Below are 17089 nucleotides of genomic sequence, written 5' to 3' on the forward strand. Positions count from 1 at the left end.
AGGAGCGCCACATGCTGACCGATGCCCAGAAAGCCCAATACGCCAAGGATGGCTTCATCGTCATCCCCGGCTTCAAGACCGCGGAAGAAATCGCCGCCCTGCGCGCCCGCGCCGCACAAGTCGTGAACGACTTCGACCCGGCCGTCGCGCAAGGCATCTTCACCACCAAGGAACAGGAGAAGAAGGCCGACGACTACTTCCTCGGCTCGGACAACACGGTGCGCTGCTTCTTTGAAGAAGAAGCCTTCGGCCCGGACGGCCAACTGAAGCAGGCCAAGGAGCTTTCGATCAACAAGATCGGCCACGCCATGCACGACCTGGACCCGGCCTTCCGCGCGTTCACCGCCGATGCGCGCCTGGAGCAGATCGCCCGCGATATCGGCCTGGCCGAACCGCAGGTCTGGCAATCGATGTACATCTTCAAGCAGCCCGGCATCGGCGGCGAAGTGCGCTGGCACCAGGACGCCACCTACTTCGACACCACCCCGATCAGCGTTACCACCTTCTGGTTCGCACTGGAAGACGCCACGCTGGAGAACGGCTGCATGTGGGCCGAACCGGGCGGCCATCGCTCGCCGCTGCGCGAACGCTTCATCCGCGAAGGCGACCAAGTGAGCGTGGAAAAGCTGGACAACACGCCATGGCCGACCGACGCCACCGCCGTGCCGCTCGAATGCAAGGCCGGCTCGCTGGTCTGCTTCCACGGCCTGCTGCCGCACTACAGCGCGCCGAACCGTTCGCCTGTTTCGCGCCACGCCTACACGCTGCACGTCACCGACGGCCGCGCCGAGTACTCCAAACGCAACTGGATCCAGCGCGATGCGTCCTTCCCCGTGCGAGGCTTCCTGTGAAAATCAGCATCTTCGCGCCGCACTGGGGCAGCAACGACTTGCCGCCCGACGTCTTCATCGCCAAGGTGAAAGAGGCCGGCTTCGACGGCATCGAAATGTCGCTGCCGCTGGACCGCGCGCAGCGCGACAACTGGGTCTACAAAATCGCCAACGCCGGACTGGACCTGATTGTCGCTCAATGGGAGACAGTCTTCCACAGCGACTTCGACGCGCACAAGCAAGCGCTCGGCGAACTGCTGCGCAATGCCTGCGAAGTGCAGCCAGTGCTGGTCAACTCGCACACCGGCAAGGACTGGTACACGCCAAGGCAAAACGAAGAACTGATCGCGCTCGCCGCCGGCATTTCGAAGGAATATGGCGTGCCGGTGGTGCATGAGATCCACCGCAGCCGCTTCAGCGGCCACCCGATGCTGCTGCTGCCCTACCTCGATCGCCTGCCGCAATTGCACCTGAATGCCGACCTTTCGCACTGGTGCGTGGCCTGTGAATCGCTGCTCGAAGACCAGGAGCTGACACTGGCCAAGGTACTGCCGCGCGTGCGCCACATCCACGCGCGCGTAGGCCACCAGCAAGGCCCGCAAGTGGCCGACTTCCGCGCGCCGGAGAATGCCGATGCGCTGCAGGCCCACCTGTCCTGGTGGGACCGCATCATCGAACTGCGCCGCAACGACGGCGCCGAACGCATGACGCTCACGCCGGAGTTTGGTCCGGCCCCTTATACTTTCACCTTGCCCTATACCGGCCAGCCGGTGAGCAATGCGTGGGAGCAGAACGTGGCGATGCTGGACCTGCTGCGCAAGCGCTATTGCATATAATGCCGGTGGCAGATTGAGCTGAAGATGAAACGCCTATTCTCCATGTTGGTTCTTGCGGGTTGCTGCCACGCCGCGGCCGCGCTGGCGGACGACTTCCCGGCCAGCTACATCCGCGCCCAGCTGCAGAAGGCAAACAATCGCGTCGACGTCGACCTGGCCGCCCTTGCCCCAGGCAAGCCGGTCAAGGTCGATTACGTTGACGCGCCGGTGTGGATCTACCGTCGCACGGCCGAAGACCTTGAATATCTGCGCGGCGGCCCGACGACGCAGCTCGCCGACCCGGAAGGAAAAAACTGGGCTGAGTCGATCGCCGCCTCCAACCAGACCTCCGCATCGTCCGCGTGGACGCGACTCTTCATGTTCGGCCAGCCGCCGATAGAAAAGACACGCTATCGCTCATTCAAAGACGAATACCTGGTGATTGCAGCATGGAGTCCGCACTCGGGATGTTCGCTGCAATTCCAGGAGCCCGATCGCCGCCAGGAGAAGCAGGCGCTGTTTCTCGATCCTTGCCGAGGCGCCAGATTCGATGCTGCGGGACGCGTGCTGAAAGGTGAGCTCTACACCCCGCCCGGACAGCCAAAGGAAAACACCCGGTACAACCTCTTCGTGCCTCCACACTATTTCGTTTCAAATTCACGCCTGACGATAGGCCTGCAGGCTGGAGCATCCCTGCCTGAATTCGACGCAGCAACGCTGCGTAACTATCAAGGGATGGATCACAATGAGCGCCTGGCCGCCGCAGCTGCCTACAACGATATTGCGGAGGTACGGAAAGCCCTGAAAGCGGGTGCCAACGCCAGCGCTTATGTCCCCGGAAAGAGAAACCCCTTCGACGCTGCGATCGTCGGCGGCAGCATGGAGATTATTCAACTGCTGGTCGCGAATGGCGCCCTCCCCACCCCGAACTCCCGCAATGCCGCCACCTTCGTGAAGCGGCAGGAGGTGCTTGAACTGATCGACCGGCTCGAAAAACGCTAGAAGCAGAGCCCCGCGCGGCACATCCACGGGATTGGCGATTTTGCAATTAACTGGCATACTTTAAATTGCAAATCCGCAATAATTAATCCCGCAAAAATGCGCGCCGAGCCTTTATGACTTACACCAACAGGACCATTCCAGTCTTTCTCGGCACCGCCGCCGCTCTCGCTCTCGTCAACATCCTGGGCACCATCGCCGTCAATGTTTTGGTATGGATCGGCATGAACCAGGGAACAGACCTGGGCCAGGCAATCACGGCCGCGGTCGGAAGCCCCTGGTATCAGAAAGCTTCGATCACTACGCAAATTTTCGCCAGCATCATCGGCGGCTACATGACCGCGTCATTGGCTGCCAATCAGCGCTACCTGAACGCCGCGATCGTTGGAGCGCTACAGAGCGCATGGTTTGCCATCTTGCATACCTTCCCCATTCAGGGCGCGGAGTTCGACATAATTTCAATCATCATCTGGTTCGTGCTGCCGCTGCCGGCTTCCGTCCTTGGCGCATTCCTTTACACGCTGCTCCTGGTGCCAGGTCCGGCTCCCCAACACAAAATCAGCACGGAGAACATCCATGGATAAAGCAGGATTCTGGAACATCATCGACAAGTCGCGGCACGCTGCCGGCGGCGATCCGGAGCGGCAGCTTGACTCGCTTGGTGAACTGCTCGCAGAGATGTCGCCCGAAGAAATCGTGTCCTTCGACCGCCATTTGTCCGAGTACCATGCTCGGGCCTACCATTGGGACCTCTGGGGCGCGGCCTACATCATTGGTGGCGGATGCTCGGACGACGGCTTCCTTGATTTCAGGGGCTGGCTGATTTCCCGGGGCGAGAAAGTCTACGAAGCCGCAATGTCCAACGCCGATTCGCTTGCAGCGGTCGTGGAGGACCATGATGGCGAGTGCCAGGTCGAGGGCTACCAGTACATCGCCTGGCAGGCCTGGGAGGAAAAAACTGGCAAATCGTACGATGACTTCCCCGAGCACGACCTGCCAAAGGGAGGCGAAATTGAAGGCTCTCCATGGGAAGAAGAGGACCTGGATGCCCGGTTCCCCGAGCTTACCAGGAGGTTCGGCTGAGTAATGTCAAGGTGAAATGATGCCCTGGCTGGTCCAAACCTTCGCTCTTCTCTGCGCTCTCGCCTCTGTCCACGTCGCCGCAACAGCGCTGGCGGCGCACTGCGCCGGCATCCCTGTTCGCAAGGTCTCCTTCGGAACAGGAGCAGCGATTTGGGAGAGCGGCAAGTTCCGGCTCGGATGGTTTCCAATGAGCGGATACGTCCGATTGAAAGACTCACGCGAAGAGATTCTCTCCGACGCCGACATGGCCGACGCGTTCGACCATGCCCCGGTCTGGAAACAGATCGCCGTTCCAATTGCCGGCCTCGGATCGGTCCTGCTCATCACAATGCTGACACTGGGACATGAGGGAGCGGAAGCCTTTGCCGGCGCCTTCCGCCAATTGGTCCTTGGCGCGCTCAGTCCTTTCACCGACGCCCAGGAATACCTGCGGGCAGGCAGGACTTTTGCCGGCTCGCACTCCCTGGCCGATTTTGCGGGACTTCTCGGAGCAAAGATCGTGGCAATGAACCTCTTGCCGCTGGGCGGACTCAATGGCATGCATCTTCTCCTCACGCTGATACGCGGAAAGCAGCCCAGGCAGTGGGAGACTCCCCTCATCCGGTGGACTTTCCAGCTGATGCTGTTCCTGTTCGGCAGTTGGCTACTCGCGATCGCCGTTTTCGTTGGGGGGAAATGATGGGAGTTGAATATCGCCACTTCTTCGTAGTGGATCAGGAGAACTGGCATCCTGAGCAGGACACGTTCGAGCGCGTGAACAAGGTGCTCGGATCTTGGGGCCTTAACGACGAGCTGTTGGAGATCGTCGACCTCACGGCCGGAAAGCAAAGCCGGACCACCGATGCAAGCATTCCGAAAGGCCTTGCGGGCAAAGTGTTCAAGTTCGCAGGCCCAAGTGGGGGGAAAGTCGCTCGCCTTGCGGGTCCTTCTTTCCATGATTGCGAGGACGAGGAGCGCTATCTTTCGGAGATCCTCGTCATAATTGGCGAGGACTACAGGATTCAGTGGAGCTGTGAAGGACTTTTCTTCGAGCTGCTGGAGGCGCCCACCATCGCTTACCAGGACGAAGAACCATATGGGACGGCCTACGCCGAGTCATTCCCGTCCACGAATACGACAGCGCCGAAGATAAAGCTGCACGTCGAGGATTACGCGAGGAAGCATCTCGCTTCAACGGAATGCAAAGGATATTGGCGCGCGGCGGTAATCCTCGACTTTGGCAAGGACCTGCCCACGTTTGCCGATGAAGTACGCTCCTTGCCAAACCGTGAATTCGTGGAGGCGCTGCGGACTGCCTTGCGCGCCCAATCAATTATCGAAATTGGAGAGTTCTACTAGGACTTCCAAAGCCCGCTCGTTTGTATTTTTCGTCGCTCGCAGTCAGCGATCCTTTCAAGCAGCCGTTCAAATTCTATCCAAACCATGACCTACCCTACTGTCCTGGATCCGCTAAAAGTTGGTGAGTACCCCGCCTCTACCAAGGCCGGCGGTGGCTACGTGTGGGATGCTGTCCTCGAGTACGACGAACCAGTGCCGGGCCAGTATTTCCACGTCCGCGAGGAGCGAATTACGGAATGGCCTGTAGCCTTCCTCTCGCGGCCACAGCGCGACGCCTTCACCATTCCCGAATTCCTCGCCCCCGACGCCCCGTCGAACCGGCTTGAAATCTTGCGCGGTCTCGCTCCACGGAGCAGGAAATGCTGACCATCGCCGCATTGCTGCTCTTCTTCACGGGCGTCGCCCACTCATACCTGGGCGAGCGCTACATCCTGATTCGCCTCTTCAAGCGCGACAACCTGCCCGCGCTCTTCGGCGGGACCGACTTCACCACGGGCACGCTCAGCTTTGTCTGGCATCTTCTGACCTTGGTCTGGTGGGGCATCGCGGCCACCGTCCTTCTGGCATCGGCAAAGCCGGTCGAGACCCGGACAGTTCTTCAGGTCTTCAGCATCGTCGCCTTGGTATCCGGTTTGTTCCCTCTCTACTTCACCCGCGGCCGGCACCTTTCCTGGATAGTGTTCTTCGCCGTCGCAGCACTTCTCTGGCTAGGCTCCCCGTGACCGCGGACTGCCACCGGTCCAGGGTTTGAAATGACGGCGTCCTGGTCTACGATGGACGCATTCCCATCCAGCAGCCAATTCAGGAGAATCAGGATGTACCACGCTATCGTACGTCGCAAGATCACGAAGGTATTCGCAGGGCTCAACGAAGGCAGAATAGATGCGGTGACCGACGAACTGGCGTCCAATGCCACGCACTACTTTGTAGGCACGCACGCCTTGTCCGGCACCCGCAGGACTCCGGAAGCCATCCGCGCATGGTACGAACGTCTGCTCCGCCTTCTGCAGGGAATTAACTTTACTCTTCATGAGGTACGGGTTTCGGGCTGGCCATGGCGCACGCAGGTTGAGGCCATCTGGACTGAAACCAACAATGGGACCGACGGCGTCAAGACCACCGCTGAAGGCGTCAACCTGATTGAGATCCGCTGGGGTCGCGTGACCAGTGTCCGCATCTATCCCGATACCGCCGCATTGGAACGAACCTTGCACCGCATAGCGGCCAAGGGCACGGCGGAAGCAATGGCAAGCCCCATTACATCGTGAATTCCACGCGCATAGCGGTCCATCTGTTGCGAAAACTGCGCAGGGCGCGCGCACAGGTTCCGCCTCCCTTATACTAGGGCACACCGCCCCCCATGAAGATGCCCTATGATCACCTGCTACCTTCGCTACATCATCGATCCGTACAAGCTCAAGGAATTTGAACACTACGGGAAAATGTGGATTCCGTTAGTTGAGAAGTTTGGCGGCGCGCACCACGGTTACTTCATGCCTTCCGAAGGTACGAACAACGTCGCGCTTGCGATGTTCTCGTTTCCGAGCCTCGCGAAGTATGAGGAGTACCGGATCAAGTCCCTCGAAGACCCGCAGTGCCAGGCTGCTTTCAAGTATGCCGAAGACACCCGCTGTATCGTCAGTTACGAACGAAGCTTCTTCCGCCCCGTCTTCGCGTAGAAGGCGTTCAGGCATAAGGGCGGACATGCCGGTCACCATGATCATTGAGGAGCATACATGCCTGTCATTCGCACCAGCCAACGACAAGTCGAGACCAGCGAGACCTCTACCCCCGGCGTCTTGAATCGGGAAGAGTGGATCAGTGAACCCGGCGGATTAACCCAGTTTGGCGCATTCATCCATGTGCTCATGCCGGGCACACGGTCCTCGCTCAAGCATTGGCATCAATCGGAGGACGAACTCGTGGTCGTCCTTGAGGGCGAGGTCACAGTTGTCGAAGGCGAGACCGAATCCCTCCTCGGCCCGGGCGACGCGGTGGCATGGCCGCATGGGACGCCAGTTGGACACTATCTCTGGAACCAGGGTCAAGTACCGGCCCGATGCATGGTCGTCGGAACACGGGCAACAATCGACCGGATTACCTACCCCGATCATGACCGGGTGCTGCACCGTGACAGATCACAAGATGGCGACATATGGACCGATTCAACAGGCTGCGCTGCTGACAGTCCTTATAAATTATGGACGCCATGAGGATCTGACCAATGAACGAGCTCGATCGATTGGAGGCGATGTTTCGTGCACGGCCGACAGAACTCACCATCGCTCAGCGCCGGGAGGCATGTGATGCCTTGGCCGGCCTCTATCCGACTGCCGCGGACGTCAGCGTCGCTCCCGTCATGGCGAACGGCGTTCCCGCCGAATGGACCTTCACTTCGGACGCGCGCGAAGACGGCGTCATCCTCTACCTGCACGGCGGCGGCTTCGTATGGGGTTCCCTGGAAAGCCACCGGCATTTTGTCAGCGAACTGGGTCGCGCGGCGGAAATGAAGACCTTCGCCCTGGACTATCGGCGCGCTCCCGAATTCCCCTTCCCTGATGCGCTGGATGATGCCGTTAACGGATACCAGTATTTGCTTGATCGGGGAATGCAGCTTACAGTGGCAGGCGATAGCGCTGGCGCCGGCCTTGCCATCGCCATGCTGGTGCGTTTGCGGGAATTGGGCCTGCCCCAGCCGGCGAGCACGGTCCTGTTCTCGCCCTGGGCCGACATGACCATTGCGGCAGGCAGCTACGCACGAAACGCCGAACGCGACCCGGTGCTGAACCGCGAACTCATGCTGTTCCTGGCCGAGCAATACCTCGGCGACCGGCCGCGGAACGTGCCCCTGGCCTCCCCTGTTTTCGCCGATCTGCACGGCATCGCCCCGCTCAACATCTTCGTCGGCGCCACTGAAGCGCTGCTCGATGATTCCATCGCCCTCGCCCGTGCAGCCACCATCGCCGACGTACGCGTGCGGCTCGAAATATGGCCGAAGATGTTCCACTTCTGGCCCAACTATTACCAGGAACTGAAGGAAGGCAAACAAGCCCTGGACATGGCGGGGTCGATCCTGCGTGATGCCATGCTGGTGAAGTGATCAGCTAGCCATTCGCTTGCCGAAGCGTGAACTGGCGGAACCGCGACTTCACCTGGCCGGCCAATTCGCCGTGCAAAACGCCTTCGCTGGCGGAATTGATCAAATCCTGGCTGCGGCAGCCAACCGAACGGAAATCCTGCAGTGCATACGTCTCGCAACCCATGCCGGAAATCTGCTCCACCAACGCGGCCAGGTGCCGGGGTGTAGTCAGCCTGGGATGGATCGTGGTCCTGAATTCGTACGGAACGCCGCTCTCAATGACAAGGCGGGCGGCGGTGCGCGCTGCTTGCGCGCTGCCGCTGACGCCAGTGATTTCATCGTAGGCCTCGAATGAGGTCTTGATGTCGAGGCCTACCCAGTCCGTCAGCGGAAGCACCTGCTTCAGGCGCTCAGGGTAGATGCCTGCGGTGTGCAAGCCCACCTTGAAGCCGAGCGCTTTCACGCTGCGCATCGCATCTTCCAGCGCCGGATCGAGGGTCGGCTCGCCGCCGGAAAACACCACGGCGTCAAGGAGCCCTGCCCTGCCGGCGAGAAAAGCGAGCATGTCGCGCCAGGCGATCGCCGGCGCAACGTCCCTGGGCTGCAAGTGCGGGTTGTGGCAGTACCCGCAGCGCCAGGGACAGCCCTGGACGAACACAACGGCTGCCAGCTCGCCGGGATAGTCGGTCGACGTAAACCTGGCGTAGCCGCCGACCTTGAGCTCCCTGTCAGCCATTGTTCCGGCGCTCGACGAAATAAGTGCGCTCATTGAATTCCCCCTTCTTGCCAACGTTGAAGGACGAGTACGGGCGGTGATACCCCATTACACGCGTCCAGATTTCGCAAGGCTGGCGCTCTGCGTCGGTGAGGGCGATTTCCTGGTTTGGCTGCTTGGCGGTCATGCCTATCTCCTTAGTCAAGTGAAAGTTCGCGCGTCTTGCGCGCAAGGATGTCCTCATCGCATTTCGGACAGAATTCGTGCTTGCCGCTCAAGTAGCCGTGTTTCGGACAGATCGAGAACGTCGGCGTCACCGTGATGTACGGCAGGCGGAAGTGCGTCAGTGCGCGCTGCACCAGGTGGCGGCAGGCATCGGCGCTGGATACCTGCTCGGTCATGTACAGGTGCAGCACGGTGCCGCCTGTGTATTTCCGTTGCAGCTCGTCCTGCCGCTCCAGCGCTTCGAACGGGTCATCGGTGAAGCCCACCGGGAGCTGCGAAGAGTTGGTGTAGTAAGGCATTTCCGGCGTGCCTGCCTGCAGGATCGACGGCATGCGGGCACGGTCCTCCTTGGCAAAGCGGTAGGTTGTGCCTTCGGCCGGCGTAGCCTCGAGGTTGTACATATGTCCTGTCTCTTCCTGGAACTCCAGCATGCGGGCGCGGATGTGATCGAGCAGGCGTATCGCCAGCGCGGCCCCGGCTTCGGTGGTGATGTCTTCCGTGTCGCCGCTGAAGTTGCGCAGCATTTCGTTCATGCCATTCACGCCAAGCGTGGAGAAATGGTTGCGCAGCGTGCCGAGGTAACGCTTGGTATAGGGGAACAGGCCGCCATCCATCAGGCGCTGGATCACCTGGCGCTTGATCTCCAGGCTGGTCTTGCCCAGTTCAAGCAGTTCGTCCACGCGTGCAAACAGCGCCGCCTCGTCGCCTGCATACAGGTAGCCAAGGCGGGCGCAGTTCAACGTGACCACGCCCAGCGAGCCGGTTTGTTCGGCCGAGCCAAACAGGCCGTTGCCCCGCTTGAGCAGTTCGCGCAGGTCGAGTTGCAGGCGGCAGCACATGGAGCGGATCATGTTCGGCTTGAGTTCCGAGTTCACGAAGTTCTGGAAGTAAGGCAAGCCATAGCGGGCAGTCATTTCGAATAGCAGGTCGGCATTCGGGCTGTGCCAGTCGAAGTCCGGCGTGATGTTGTAGGTCGGGATCGGGAAGGTGAAGGCGCGGCCTTTGGCGTCGCCGCGCATCATGACTTCGATGTAGGCGCGGTTGATCATGTCCATCTCTGCCTGCAGGTCGCCATAGGTAAACGGCATCTCTTCGCCGACGATCACCGGCACCTGCTCCTGCAAGTCTTCCGGACAGGTCCAGTCGAAAGTGAGGTTGGTGAAAGGCGTTTGCGTGCCCCAGCGCGAGGGGACGTTCAGGTTGTAGACCAGTTCCTGCATGGTCTGCAGTACCTGTTCATAGCCCAGCCTATCCTTGCGGACGTAGGGCGCCATATAGGTGTCGAAGGAGCTGAAAGCCTGGGCGCCGGCCCATTCGTTCTGCAAGGTGCCAAGGAAGTTCACGATCTGGCCGGCGGCGCTGGAGAGGTGCTTCGGCGGCGCCGATTCCACCTTTCCCGGCACGCCGTTCAGGCCTTCGTTCAGCAGCGTGCGCAATGACCAGCCGGCGCAATACCCGGCCAGCATGTCGAGGTCATGGATGTGGATATCGGCATTGCGATGCGCTTCGCCGACCGTGCGCGGGTAGACGTGGTCGAGCCAGTAGTTGGCGACCATCTTGCCGGAAATGTTGAGGATCATGCCGCCCAGCGAATAGCCCTGGTTGGCATTGGCGTTCACCCGCCAGTCGAGCTGCTGGAGGTATTCATTGATCGAGGACTCGACGTCCACGGTAGTCTTGCGGGCAGGGTTCATTATTCTCTTAAACTAGATGTTGTGTTGCGATGGATATTACACACTAAATGTAGTGAACAGCGACTTGACGGCGCTGATTTTTGATTTCCTTGATCTGGTTTAAATTTGATAAGATTCGTGCAAAATTCGCCTATACCATGAAACGAGCACTCTTCATCTGCACGCAAAATCGCTTGCGCAGCCCGACAGCGGAGCATGTATTCGCGAGCTGGCCCGATGTGGAGACCGATTCCGCAGGCCTGGGCAATGACGCCGACGTCCCCCTGTCGAGCGAGCAGATCGCGTGGGCCAACATCATCTTCGTGATGGAGAAGACTCACCGCAACCGCCTCTCCCGCGATTTCAGGGCGCACCTGAACGGGAAGCGCGTGATTTGCCTCGACATTCCTGACGACTACGAATACATGCAGGCCGAACTGGTTCGGCTCCTCGAAGCCAAAGCCGGCAAGTTCCTGCGCTGATCCTGGAATGACGATGCCTACCAAAAGCGTTGATGACTACGAGATTGAGTACACCGGCGAACTACTTGAAGGCACGAAGCAATGGGGCGCCTACGTCTCCATCTTCGCCCCTTCCGCGAACCCGATGCATATGACCCATATCTATCCGAAGCGACGCGTGTCGGCAGACCAGACCTTTCTGGACCAGCATGCCGCCGAAGGCGAAGCGGAGCGTGCTGCATTGAAAATCCTGGAAGGCTTGCGCACCTGACTTCTGGCTTTGCCCGACTACTGCGCATGAAGCAGGTCGGTTTCAGCCAGTTCCTCCTTCGCGGGAACCTGGCGCGGCAAGTTCATGATCACGGTAGTGCCTTTTCCAGGCTCGGATTCAACGTGGATGGTCCCGCGCAAGACGCCGGTAACGAGGTTGTAGACGATGTTCATGCCGAGCCCTGACCCGCCCTGCCCCATCTTGGTGGTGAAGAAGGGATCGTACACCTGGCGCAGCGTGCGTGCACTCATGCCATTGCCGTCATCGGCAAAGCGCAGTTCGACATTATCCTCGTCCATCTCGACGGCGCTGATGGTGATATGCCCGGACTCCCGGCCCTCGAAGGCATGCATGATGGCGTTCTGGATCAGGTTGCTCAGCACCTGGCCCACGCTGCCGGGGTAGGACATGAAGTTGAGCGTCTCCGGCATCCACACCTTCACTTCGCAGTTGGCACGGCGCAGCTGGGCGGAATAAGTCGCCAGCGTGTCGTGCACCACGCCATGCAGGTTGAACGAACGCCGTTTGTCGGAGGTCTGGTCGACCGCCACCTGCTTGAAGGAGTGGATCAGGTCAGCCGCCCGCGTCAGGGAGTTGGTGATGATCGAGCACGCCATACGCGCATCCTTCAGATGCGTATCGAGGGCCGAGCGCTTGATGCCGCCCTCGGAGAGCTGGCGCTCAAACTCCTTGCACATGTCGCTCAAGGCCGTCGCGGTCAGCAGGCTGTTGCCGATCGGCGTATTCAGTTCGTGCGCAATGCCTGCTACCAGCGCGCCCAGCGATGCCATTTTCTCGGACGTGATCAGGTTGGCCTGCGCCTGTTTCAACGTCAGCAGCACGGCCGACAGATCCTTGTGCGCCATTTCCACGTTAGACTTTTGCAGTGCCAGCTCATTCAGGCTGCGCTCCAGGCCATGCTTGGTGTCGACCAGCGCTGCCTCGGTCTGCTTGCGCTCCGTGATATCGATAATGACCCAGACGCAGCCTTTGCGCGGCTCATTCTCGTCCAGCATGCGTCCGTTCACCATGCACCACAGGCGCCGGCCGCTGGAGCTGGCCAGCTCCAGCTCGAAATGCATCGGCGTGCCATCGGCCACGCAGGCAAAGGGATCGCTCAGCCCGCCCGTCAGCATATTGCAGGAGCGGCCCGCCAACTGGCCCGGCTGGTAACCCATCATCTCTTCCAGCCCGCGGTTGCAGCGCACGATCAGCCCGTTGGCGAACAAGCCGATGCCGACAATGGCGCTATCCTGCAACGCACGCAATTCGTCGGCAGTGACGCGCAGCTTTTGCGCCAGCGCGCGGCGCCGCTGCAATGTCATGATCTGCGCGCCGATCAGGGCGCTGATGATAAAGCCGGCCAGGCCGATCACCGTGATCAGCCTCAAGTCGCGGCTATAACGCTCGCTCGCATGGCCTTCGAATTTCATGATCCAGCGCCGCTCGCCGACATCGAGCGGGATGCTGCTGGTCAGGCCAGGCAGCGCCGGCATGCGCTCGCCAGAACCAAGCTTGCCGAAGCTGTTGAACATCAGGTTGTCGACCGTAGCCGGCATCTTGCCCCCGTCGCTGATGTAGCCCGCATCGTTGATGCTGACATAAAGGTGCTGCAGCATCGGACTGTCGATCGTTTCCGACATCAGGTCGTTGACACGGAAAACAATGGCGACAAAGCCCACCAGCGCTGCGTCGCGCTCCTGCTCCGTCAACAGCGAGGCGCCACGGCGGTAGATCGGTGCGCGCGCAACGAAGCCGGGCTGGCCGCTGGCGTCCTGCACCAGGGTGATGCGTTCGGTGGCCACCACGCGGCCGGTGGCCTTGCCCAGCTGCAGGGCCTTGTAATGCGGAGGCAGTGCGGCCAGGTCCAGGCCGAAGGCGTTTTCATTGCCCCTCATCGGCTCGTTGTATTCGATCAGGAAGTGCTCCTGCCGCACCGAAGCCGGATGCACCTTGTAGTCGGGATAGCCGCCGCTTTGCAGGCTGTCATCAGCACGGATGCGTACCGCATAGGCATCCAGTTGGCTGGATGGCACGCGCCGCACGAACTGGATGGCCTGGAAGCCGGGATAGCGGCGCTTGAGGTCCAGCTCGCGCACATAGCGGCTGAATTCCACGCGCGAGACATCGTCCTTCACCGCGAACACGCCCTTAATGCTAAGCAGCATGTCGAAGTAGGTTTGCAAGCGAAGCTGGGTGTCGCGCGCAATTTTTTGCGTGTCGCGCTGGAAGGCTTCATTGGTCTGGCGGTCCTGCACATTCATCACGAACATGCAGACCCACACGGTAACGCAAATACCGACAATAAAGGCCAGGTATCCGTGTATGCGCATGCTTGCTCCGACGGGACTATGGAGACGACTATAGCATAGTGAAATCCCTCATACGCCAGGGAAACGGTCAGCCGTTGTTACCCTGTCGCATCCTGGTATCGCAGCGCAATTTCCCTGACCTGTTCCTCGGCGGCCAGCAGCGCATCGACCACATCCGGGTCGAATTGCTCGCCGCTGCCCTGGCGGATCAGTTCGATGGCAGTTTCGTGGGTAAAGGCCGGACGGTATACGCGCTCGGATACCAGCGCATCATAGACATCGGCCACCGCGACCAGGCGCGCCGCTACCGGAATGGCATCGCCAGCCAGGCCTTGCGGATAGCCGGAGCCATCGTAGCGCTCCTGGTGGCTGTAGGTGATCTCGCGCGCGAAGCGCAGGAAGGCGTTGGAGAAGCCCAGCTCGCGCTCCACCCCGGCGATGGCATCGCGGCCGTGCACCGTGTGCAGCTTCATGATCTCGAATTCTTCCGGCGTCAGGCGGCCCGGCTTGAGCAGGATCGCATCGGGAATGCGCACCTTGCCGATATCGTGCAGCGGGGCTGCCTTGAACAGCAGCGGGATATGGGCCTCCACCAGTTCATTGGCAAAACGCGGGTTGCCCTGCAACTGGCGCGCCAGCGCCAGCACGATGTGCTGGATGCGGCGCAGGTGCGAAGGGTCTTCCTCGTCGCGCCATTCGGCCAGGCTGGCGATGGCCCAGGCAGCGGCATCGGCGATCTGGCCCAGTTCATTGAGCCGGTTGCGCTGGCGCTGCACCTTGGCGCGCGCCTCGCGCAACTGCAGGTGGGTGGCGATGCGCGCGCGCAGCAGCTCCGGCACCAGCGGGCGCGCCACCACGTCGGAAGCGCCTTCGGCCAGGGCGCTTTGCTCCAGGTCCGGCTGGCCGCGCTCGATCATGGCGATCAGCGGGATGCCGGCAGTGTCCGGATTGCCGCGCAGGCATTGGCAAACCGCAAAGCCATCGCGCACCACGTCGACCAGGATCAGGTCCGGGCGCGGCAACAGCTCCGCCGAGGCAAGCGCGTTGTCGCCATCTTCGACCAGGCGCACGGCATACCTGTCTTCCAGCAGGTGGCTGAGCTGTTGCAGGTGGTCGGCCGATCCGTCAACGATCAGCAGCAGCGGCTTGGTCTTTGGGCTCTTCATTGCGGCATGATACCGCACGGGAACAATACGCAGGGAATGTTCAGTCGGCGAGGGCCGGCGAGCCATCGGGCAGGAAAGCGCCGAAACAACGGGTGCATTCGATGCAGAACAGGTGCGCCACCCGCACGTTCTTCTGGCGCAGGACAAGTTGCAGGTGGCCCTCTTCGCAAATCGGGCAGGTTTCGCGCATGGTGCCGCAGGCCAGCACGTCATCGGCCAGGTAGTTTTCGTCGTAGCGCACACCATCAACGACGCGCTGCGGGTCCAGTTCGACCAGGAAAAGCACGGGCTCCGGGCCTCGCTGGTCGGGCACTGGGTAGGCGCCTGAATGATAGTGATTCATTTGATTCATTGTCATCCCCTTTGCCCAGCGCAGGTTACGGGCACTTTAACGATAGTCAAAGATTCCTCATCAGGCAAGGTCAACGGAAAAATTTGCTTGCAATTAGATCGCGCACTATCTATACTGCCAGGCATGGATACGAAATCATTTGACCTCGAGCAGGTTCCCAAGCTGGACCAGCAATTGTGCTTCGCCTTGTACTCGACTTCGCTGGCGATGAACAAGCTGTACCGCAAGCTGCTGCGCAAGCTGGGCCTGACCTACTCGCAATACCTGGTGATGATGGTGTTGTGGGAACAGGACGAGCAAACGGTGTCGGCCCTGGGCGAGCGCCTCTTTCTCGACTCGGCCACGCTGACGCCGCTGCTCAAGCGGATGGAGCAGGCCGAACTGATCACCCGCACCCGCTGCCCGCAAGACGAGCGCCAGGTGATCATTGCCCTCACCCCGCACGGCAGCGAGCTGCGCAACGAGGGTGCCAAGCTGCCGGCTTGCGTGCTGGGCGCCAGCGGCTGCGACCTGGAGCAAGTGATTCGTTTGCAGCGCGAGCTGTCGGTCCTGCGCACCAGCCTGATGAACAACGCGTAACAGTCAGGTGCCCACCTTGGTGTCGCCAGTGTGGGCATTTTTTAAAGCCAATTAAGTAGCGCACTATTTAATCGTTAACTAAAGGAGATTTGCCATGAAAACCCTTATCGCCGCTTCCGCCCTTACCCTCCTCGCCGGTTCCGCCGTCGCCGCCAGCCTGCCGGGCGTAGAACCGCAAACCGCGCAATTCCTGAAAGCGCTGGAAGGTGGCAAGCCGCTGGAATCGCTGAGCCCTGCCGATGCACGCCAGGTACTGGCCGGCGCCCAGCAAGGCGCCAGACTGCCTGCCGCCGACGTGTCCGACAAGGTGATCGATGTCGATGGCGAAAAGATCAAGCTGCACATCGTGCGCCCGGCCGGCGCCAAGGGCACCCTGCCGGTCTTCATGTTTTTCCACGGCGGCGGCTGGGTGCTGGGCGACTTCCCCACCCACGAACGGCTGGTGCGCGACCTGGTAGTGAACTCTGGCGCCGCAGCCGTCTTCGTTGACTACACCCCTTCGCCGGAAGCCGGCTATGGCGTGGCAATCAAACAAGCCTATGGCGCCACCAAATGGGTCGCGAAAAATGGCAAGGAAATCAACGTCGACGGCACCCGCCTCGCAGTGGCCGGCAATAGCGTCGGCGGCAATATGGCTGCGGTAGTGGCGCTGATGGCGAAAGACCAGGGCCAGCCGAAACTGCGCGCCCAAGTCCTGTTGTGGCCTGTCACCGATGCCGATTTCGACAACGCCTCCTACAAGCAGTTCGCCGATGGCCACTTCCTGACCCGCAATGCGATGAAATGGTTCTGGGACAATTACACCACCGACCTCGCCAAACGCAAGGAAATCTACGCCTCGCCCTTGCAGGCCACGACCGAGCAATTGAAAGGCCTGCCGCCAACCCTGATCCAGACCGCCGAATTCGACGTGCTGCGCGACGAAGGCGAAGCGTATGGCAAGAAGCTCGATGCCGCCGGTGTCGAAACCGCCACAGTCCGCTACAACGGCATGATCCACGACTTCGGCCTGCTGAACGTGCTGAGCAACGCCCCCGGCACCAAAGCCGCGATGCGCCAAGCCGGCGAAGAGCTGAAATACCGCCTGAAGTGAAAGATGAAAGTCGGGGTCAGGTCTGGCAATCCGCCAAAATGGCGGATTGCCAGACCTGACCCCGACTTTCACCACAGATGTTTCAGGTTTTTTACAAA

At 60.6% G+C, this 17089-nt stretch carries 22 protein-coding genes; 16 read left to right on the plus strand and 6 right to left on the minus strand.

The annotated features are described in order from the left end of the window. Positions 1 to 11: 11 nt before the first annotated feature. The 12 genes from ACN9MW_RS25935 (at position 12) to ACN9MW_RS25990 (ending at position 8165) form a co-directional block, all read left to right on the plus strand. The gene (locus ACN9MW_RS25935) at positions 12 to 851 is read left to right on the plus strand and encodes a phytanoyl-CoA dioxygenase family protein (protein ID WP_426164239.1); all 840 of its coding nucleotides are present in this window, start codon (positions 12 to 14) and stop codon (positions 849 to 851) included. Beyond that, entirely contained in the window at positions 848 to 1666 is an 819-nt protein-coding gene (locus ACN9MW_RS25940) for a sugar phosphate isomerase/epimerase family protein (protein WP_426164241.1), read from the plus strand. The genes ACN9MW_RS25935 and ACN9MW_RS25940 overlap by 4 nt, the downstream gene beginning before the upstream one ends. 24 nt (positions 1667 to 1690) lie before the next feature. Beyond that, on the plus strand, positions 1691 to 2647 hold the full coding sequence (locus ACN9MW_RS25945) for a hypothetical protein (RefSeq protein WP_426164243.1): 957 nt from the start codon (positions 1691 to 1693) through the stop codon (positions 2645 to 2647). A gap of 113 nt (positions 2648 to 2760) precedes the next feature. Continuing rightward, the gene (locus ACN9MW_RS25950; protein ID WP_426164245.1) at positions 2761 to 3228 is read left to right on the plus strand and encodes a hypothetical protein; all 468 of its coding nucleotides are present in this window, start codon (positions 2761 to 2763) and stop codon (positions 3226 to 3228) included. Continuing rightward, positions 3221 to 3727 (plus strand): DUF4240 domain-containing protein, encoded by a 507-nt coding sequence (locus ACN9MW_RS25955; RefSeq protein ID WP_426164247.1) that lies wholly within the window; start codon positions 3221 to 3223, stop codon positions 3725 to 3727. Before ACN9MW_RS25950 ends, ACN9MW_RS25955 begins: the two co-directional genes overlap by 8 nt. Positions 3728 to 3743: 16 nt before the next feature. Beyond that, a complete protein-coding gene (locus ACN9MW_RS25960) occupies positions 3744 to 4406 on the plus strand; it encodes a site-2 protease family protein (protein WP_426164249.1) in 663 nt (220 codons plus the stop codon). Then, positions 4403 to 5065, plus strand: a complete 663-nt coding sequence (locus tag ACN9MW_RS25965) for a hypothetical protein (protein ID WP_426164252.1) — start codon at positions 4403 to 4405, stop codon at positions 5063 to 5065. Before ACN9MW_RS25960 ends, ACN9MW_RS25965 begins: the two co-directional genes overlap by 4 nt. Positions 5066 to 5424: 359 nt before the next feature. Continuing rightward, positions 5425 to 5787 (plus strand): hypothetical protein, encoded by a 363-nt coding sequence (locus tag ACN9MW_RS25970; RefSeq protein ID WP_426164254.1) that lies wholly within the window; start codon positions 5425 to 5427, stop codon positions 5785 to 5787. A 93-nt stretch (positions 5788 to 5880) separates the two neighbouring features. Continuing rightward, positions 5881 to 6333 carry a nuclear transport factor 2 family protein gene (locus ACN9MW_RS25975; RefSeq protein WP_426164256.1) on the plus strand — a complete coding sequence of 151 codons (453 nt, stop codon included), beginning with the start codon at positions 5881 to 5883 and terminating at the stop codon, positions 6331 to 6333. A gap of 105 nt (positions 6334 to 6438) precedes the next feature. Continuing rightward, positions 6439 to 6744, plus strand: coding sequence for an NIPSNAP family protein (locus tag ACN9MW_RS25980; protein WP_426164259.1), 306 nt, complete (start codon positions 6439 to 6441; stop codon positions 6742 to 6744). A gap of 57 nt (positions 6745 to 6801) precedes the next feature. Beyond that, positions 6802 to 7278, plus strand: coding sequence for a cupin domain-containing protein (locus ACN9MW_RS25985; protein WP_426164261.1), 477 nt, complete (start codon positions 6802 to 6804; stop codon positions 7276 to 7278). Positions 7279 to 7289: 11 nt separating this feature from the next. Then, positions 7290 to 8165 carry an alpha/beta hydrolase gene (locus ACN9MW_RS25990; protein WP_426164263.1) on the plus strand — a complete coding sequence of 292 codons (876 nt, stop codon included), beginning with the start codon at positions 7290 to 7292 and terminating at the stop codon, positions 8163 to 8165. Positions 8166 to 8169: 4 nt separating this feature from the next. On the opposite strand, the gene ACN9MW_RS25995 is transcribed toward ACN9MW_RS25990, so the two are convergent. From ACN9MW_RS25995 to ACN9MW_RS26005, 3 genes are read right to left on the minus strand one after another with little or no spacing between them, the layout of a single operon-like run. Continuing rightward, positions 8170 to 8913 carry an anaerobic ribonucleoside-triphosphate reductase activating protein gene (locus tag ACN9MW_RS25995; protein ID WP_426164265.1) on the minus strand — a complete coding sequence of 248 codons (744 nt, stop codon included), beginning with the start codon at positions 8911 to 8913 and terminating at the stop codon, positions 8170 to 8172. After that, positions 8873 to 9046 carry an anaerobic ribonucleoside-triphosphate reductase gene (nrdD, locus tag ACN9MW_RS26000; protein WP_426164268.1) on the minus strand — a complete coding sequence of 58 codons (174 nt, stop codon included), beginning with the start codon at positions 9044 to 9046 and terminating at the stop codon, positions 8873 to 8875. The genes ACN9MW_RS25995 and nrdD overlap by 41 nt, the downstream gene beginning before the upstream one ends. Positions 9047 to 9056: 10 nt before the next feature. Continuing rightward, positions 9057 to 10778, minus strand: a complete 1722-nt coding sequence (locus tag ACN9MW_RS26005; RefSeq protein ID WP_426164271.1) for a ribonucleoside triphosphate reductase — start codon at positions 10776 to 10778, stop codon at positions 9057 to 9059. A 137-nt stretch (positions 10779 to 10915) separates the two neighbouring features. Between ACN9MW_RS26005 and ACN9MW_RS26010 the strand changes: the two genes are divergently transcribed. Together ACN9MW_RS26010 and ACN9MW_RS26015 are read left to right on the plus strand one after the other, a co-directional pair. After that, a complete protein-coding gene (locus ACN9MW_RS26010) occupies positions 10916 to 11239 on the plus strand; it encodes a low molecular weight protein tyrosine phosphatase family protein (protein ID WP_426164274.1) in 324 nt (107 codons plus the stop codon). 13 nt (positions 11240 to 11252) lie between these two features. Beyond that, positions 11253 to 11489 (plus strand): hypothetical protein, encoded by a 237-nt coding sequence (locus tag ACN9MW_RS26015; RefSeq protein ID WP_426164276.1) that lies wholly within the window; start codon positions 11253 to 11255, stop codon positions 11487 to 11489. A gap of 17 nt (positions 11490 to 11506) precedes the next feature. Here the strand turns inward: ACN9MW_RS26015 and ACN9MW_RS26020 are convergent, their stop codons facing one another. The 3 genes from ACN9MW_RS26020 to ACN9MW_RS26030 all read right to left on the minus strand — a co-directional run bounded on the left by ACN9MW_RS26020 (position 11507) and on the right by ACN9MW_RS26030 (position 15319). Continuing rightward, complete coding sequence (locus ACN9MW_RS26020) at positions 11507 to 13822, minus strand: CHASE domain-containing protein (protein ID WP_426164279.1); 2316 nt, start codon at positions 13820 to 13822, stop codon at positions 11507 to 11509. Between the two features lie 77 nt (positions 13823 to 13899). After that, positions 13900 to 14967 (minus strand): HD-GYP domain-containing protein, encoded by a 1068-nt coding sequence (locus ACN9MW_RS26025; protein WP_426164282.1) that lies wholly within the window; start codon positions 14965 to 14967, stop codon positions 13900 to 13902. 40 nt (positions 14968 to 15007) lie between these two features. Beyond that, positions 15008 to 15319 carry a hypothetical protein gene (locus tag ACN9MW_RS26030; RefSeq protein ID WP_426164285.1) on the minus strand — a complete coding sequence of 104 codons (312 nt, stop codon included), beginning with the start codon at positions 15317 to 15319 and terminating at the stop codon, positions 15008 to 15010. Between the two features lie 123 nt (positions 15320 to 15442). On the opposite strand from ACN9MW_RS26030, the gene ACN9MW_RS26035 reads away from it, so the two are divergent. After that, positions 15443 to 15898, plus strand: a complete 456-nt coding sequence (locus tag ACN9MW_RS26035) for a MarR family winged helix-turn-helix transcriptional regulator (protein ID WP_426164288.1) — start codon at positions 15443 to 15445, stop codon at positions 15896 to 15898. Positions 15899 to 15992: 94 nt separating this feature from the next. Continuing rightward, the gene (locus tag ACN9MW_RS26040) at positions 15993 to 16991 is read left to right on the plus strand and encodes an alpha/beta hydrolase fold domain-containing protein (protein WP_426164291.1); all 999 of its coding nucleotides are present in this window, start codon (positions 15993 to 15995) and stop codon (positions 16989 to 16991) included. Positions 16992 to 17089 lie beyond the last annotated feature (98 nt).

The organism is Pseudoduganella sp. R-34 (genome assembly GCF_049904655.1).
Lineage (GTDB): Bacteria > Pseudomonadota > Gammaproteobacteria > Burkholderiales > Burkholderiaceae_D > Rugamonas.